The following is a 2651-nucleotide window of genomic DNA, read 5'->3' as shown; positions in this document are numbered from 1 at the left end:
GCGGCGCCGCCGCGCGTGGAGGTGGCCGATACCGTGGGCGCAGGCGACGCTTCCATCGGCGGGCTGCTGTTCAGCCTGATGAGCGCGCCGCAACGCGACTGGCGCCAGCATCTGGCGTTCGCGCTCGCGGCGGGGGCGGCCGCGTGCCGCCGGCCCGGCGCGCATTCGCCGACGCTCGACGAAGTCGTCGCGCTGCTCGCCGACTGACGTGGCGCATCGCCCCTCGCGGGCGCGGCGCGGAGCTGACACGAAAGCGCCGCGCCGCCGTCATATCCATGCCCCGCAGCCACGCGGGCAACGTGCTAGCATGGAATTTCCCTCCTGTTGCGGACGACGCGCGAAGCTCTCGCGACCCAACCTGCGCGGCTCGACTTACTACACGGCGGCCTGCGCGGCCCGAGGGTTTTCCTTCCACAAGGAGCACGTTATGGACGACGTCACCTACACCAAGGGGATCTACACGGCCGTCGCCACCGTTCGGCCCATGAACGCCGGCCAGTACCAGGGCCTGGTCTCCCTGGCGCGCGATGACGGCGAGGAACTCGAAAACGCGGTCTATGAAGTGGAGGCCGCCTCGGGCACGCCGGAAGAGGCTCTTGAAGAGGCCAAGGCGCTGGCGCACCGCATCCTTGGCGAGCTCGAACTGTAGGTCGCAGTCGCCCCGCCTTGCGCGGACCGGCGAACCGACGAACCGGCTGGAGGTAATCATGGCCGAACAGCTCTTTCTCTACGGCGTCTACGCCATCCACGTGCATCCGCTCGAACTGCAGGGCGCTCGCTGGGACGCCGAGTATCAGATCACGCATCGCGACAAGGCCGTGCAGCCGTGGATCACGATCGGCGGCAACGCGGGTTTCGAAGCGCCCGAGCGAGCCGTGGACGCCGCGCGCCGCCAGGCCATCGCCGACATCGAACACGGCGCGGGCATTCCGAAGCCGCACGCGTTTCCTTAGAACGCACGCGCGTCTACGTCGCTTGTCGCTCGTCGCTTGCGCCGGCGCCATGCCAGCGAAGCGGCGGCGCGTCATGTCCGCCTGTCCACTGCCGTAGGCTGCAGTCGTGCGCGCTCGCCGCATCGCGTGGTCGAGCGCACGACTCCCGGCTTGTCCTGTCCCTTCGGCATTGCTACGCTCCTCTCCTCACAACAGATCCGCAGGGACCACCATGACGTCCGAGACGCCGGAGCGCTTCGCGAACCAGGAAGCCGCCCAGGAAACCGAAGCGGCCCCGCAGAATTCACCGGGCGTGGACATGGCGGCCTGCCAGGCCGAGCCGCCCGGCCGCGCGGCGAGGCGCGGCGCGCCGCGCAAGTTGCGCCTCGGCTCGCGCGAGGTGCTCGTCTACGGCATGCCCGTGCGGACCTGGGGCGACTTCTATCACTCGGCGCTCACCATGCGCTGGCCTACGTTCTTCGCCTCGCTCGCGGGCGTCTTCATGTTGCTCAACGGCGTGTTCGCCTGCCTCTACCTGCTCGGCACCGCGCCCATCGCCCACCAGTACCCCGATGGCTTCCTCGGCGCCTTCTTCTTCAGCGTGGAAACCCTCGCCACCGTCGGCTACGGCGACATGCATCCGCAAACGATCTACGCGCATATCGTCGCCACGTTCGAAATCTTCGTCGGCATGTCGGGCGTCGCCTTGGCCACCGGCCTCGTGTTTGCGCGCTTCTCGCGTCCGCGCGCCATGATCATGTTCGCGCGCAACGTGGTGGTGCATCCCATCGAAGGCCGCATGACGTTGATGGTGCGCGCCGCCAACGCCCGCCAGAACGTGATCGCCGAAGCGGGCGCGAAGCTGCGCCTGATCCGCATCGAAATTTCTTCGGACGGCTATCGCCTGCGCCGCATCCACGACCTCAAGCTCGTGCGCGACCAGCATCCCCTCTTCACGCTCGGCTGGAATCTCATGCACGTGATCGACGAGTCGAGTCCGCTCTACGGCGTCACGCCCGAAATGCTCGCGAGCCAGCACGCCACGCTGCACGTCGTGATCGAGGGCTCCGACGAGTCGACCGCGCAAATCATGCAGGCGCGCTACAGCTGGTCCGACCGGCACATCCGCTGGCAGCACCGCTACGTCGACCTGATGAGCGACGCGGACGGCGTGAGCACGATGGACTACACGCACTTTCACGATGTCGTCCCGTTCGACGGGAAGACAGCCTACGTGGCACGCGTGGTCTGACGGACTCGCGCGAAGATCGATCTAAACCGGTCAGATGCTCGCGCGGAGGAAATCTCTCTCCAGAATCTCGCTATCGTGGGCAGCCTCTCGCGCGAAAGACCAGTGACGCCGGAGAGTTAGCAAAAAATTTCCGTCATTGGCGAGAAAAAATAGAGTCTCTTCGCCGCCCTTCGAAGGAGGGTAGCGCGATAGCAATAAATTGGAGACTCCCCCATGACCGCGCGCCCCGCGTTTGGCGACTCGCCTGCTTCGCCGCCTCTTGCCGACTACCGCCTCACCGACAACCTCACCGCCACACGCGGCCGCATCTTCCTGACCGGCACCCAGGCGCTGATCCGCCTCGCGCTCATGCAGCGCGCGCTCGACCGCGCGCACGGGCTGAACACCGCTGGCTTCATCAGCGGCTATCGCGGCTCGCCGCTCGGCATGGTCGACCAGCAGGCCTGGAAGGCGAAGAAGCTGCTCGA

Annotated in this window: 5 protein-coding genes; all 5 read left to right on the top strand. The window is 67.0% G+C overall.

The window, feature by feature from the left end; translation table 11 throughout:
• Positions 1-207, top strand: a 207-nt coding sequence (locus tag VMJ11_RS08220; protein ID WP_325618756.1) for a PfkB family carbohydrate kinase, incomplete at its 5' end; no start/stop codon positions are given.
• A gap of 220 nt (positions 208-427) precedes the next feature.
• Complete coding sequence (locus tag VMJ11_RS08215; RefSeq protein ID WP_325618754.1) at positions 428-649, top strand: hypothetical protein; 222 nt, start codon at positions 428-430, stop codon at positions 647-649.
• Positions 650-707: 58 nt separating this feature from the next.
• The gene (locus VMJ11_RS08210; RefSeq protein WP_325618752.1) at positions 708-953 is read left to right on the top strand and encodes a hypothetical protein; all 246 of its coding nucleotides are present in this window, start codon (positions 708-710) and stop codon (positions 951-953) included.
• A gap of 298 nt (positions 954-1251) precedes the next feature.
• Entirely contained in the window at positions 1252-2184 is a 933-nt protein-coding gene (locus tag VMJ11_RS08205; protein WP_325618758.1) for an ion channel, read from the top strand.
• A 213-nt stretch (positions 2185-2397) separates the two neighbouring features.
• On the top strand, positions 2398-2651 hold a 254-nt coding region (locus VMJ11_RS08200; RefSeq protein ID WP_325618751.1), incomplete at its 3' end, for a hypothetical protein.

It is taken from the genome of Paraburkholderia sp., from assembly GCF_035501035.1.
In the GTDB taxonomy this organism is placed as follows: domain Bacteria; phylum Pseudomonadota; class Gammaproteobacteria; order Burkholderiales; family Burkholderiaceae; genus Paraburkholderia.
Note: the sequence above shows the minus strand (reverse complement) of the source record. Positions and strands in the feature narration are given on the sequence as shown.

Coding starts and splice junctions, on each gene's coding strand:
- VMJ11_RS08215 (WP_325618754.1), top strand. CDS start 428: ATGGACGACGTCACCTACACCAAGGGGATCTACACGGCCGTCGCCACC.
- VMJ11_RS08210 (WP_325618752.1), top strand. CDS start 708: ATGGCCGAACAGCTCTTTCTCTACGGCGTCTACGCCATCCACGTGCAT.
- VMJ11_RS08205 (WP_325618758.1), top strand. CDS start 1,252: ATGGCGGCCTGCCAGGCCGAGCCGCCCGGCCGCGCGGCGAGGCGCGGC.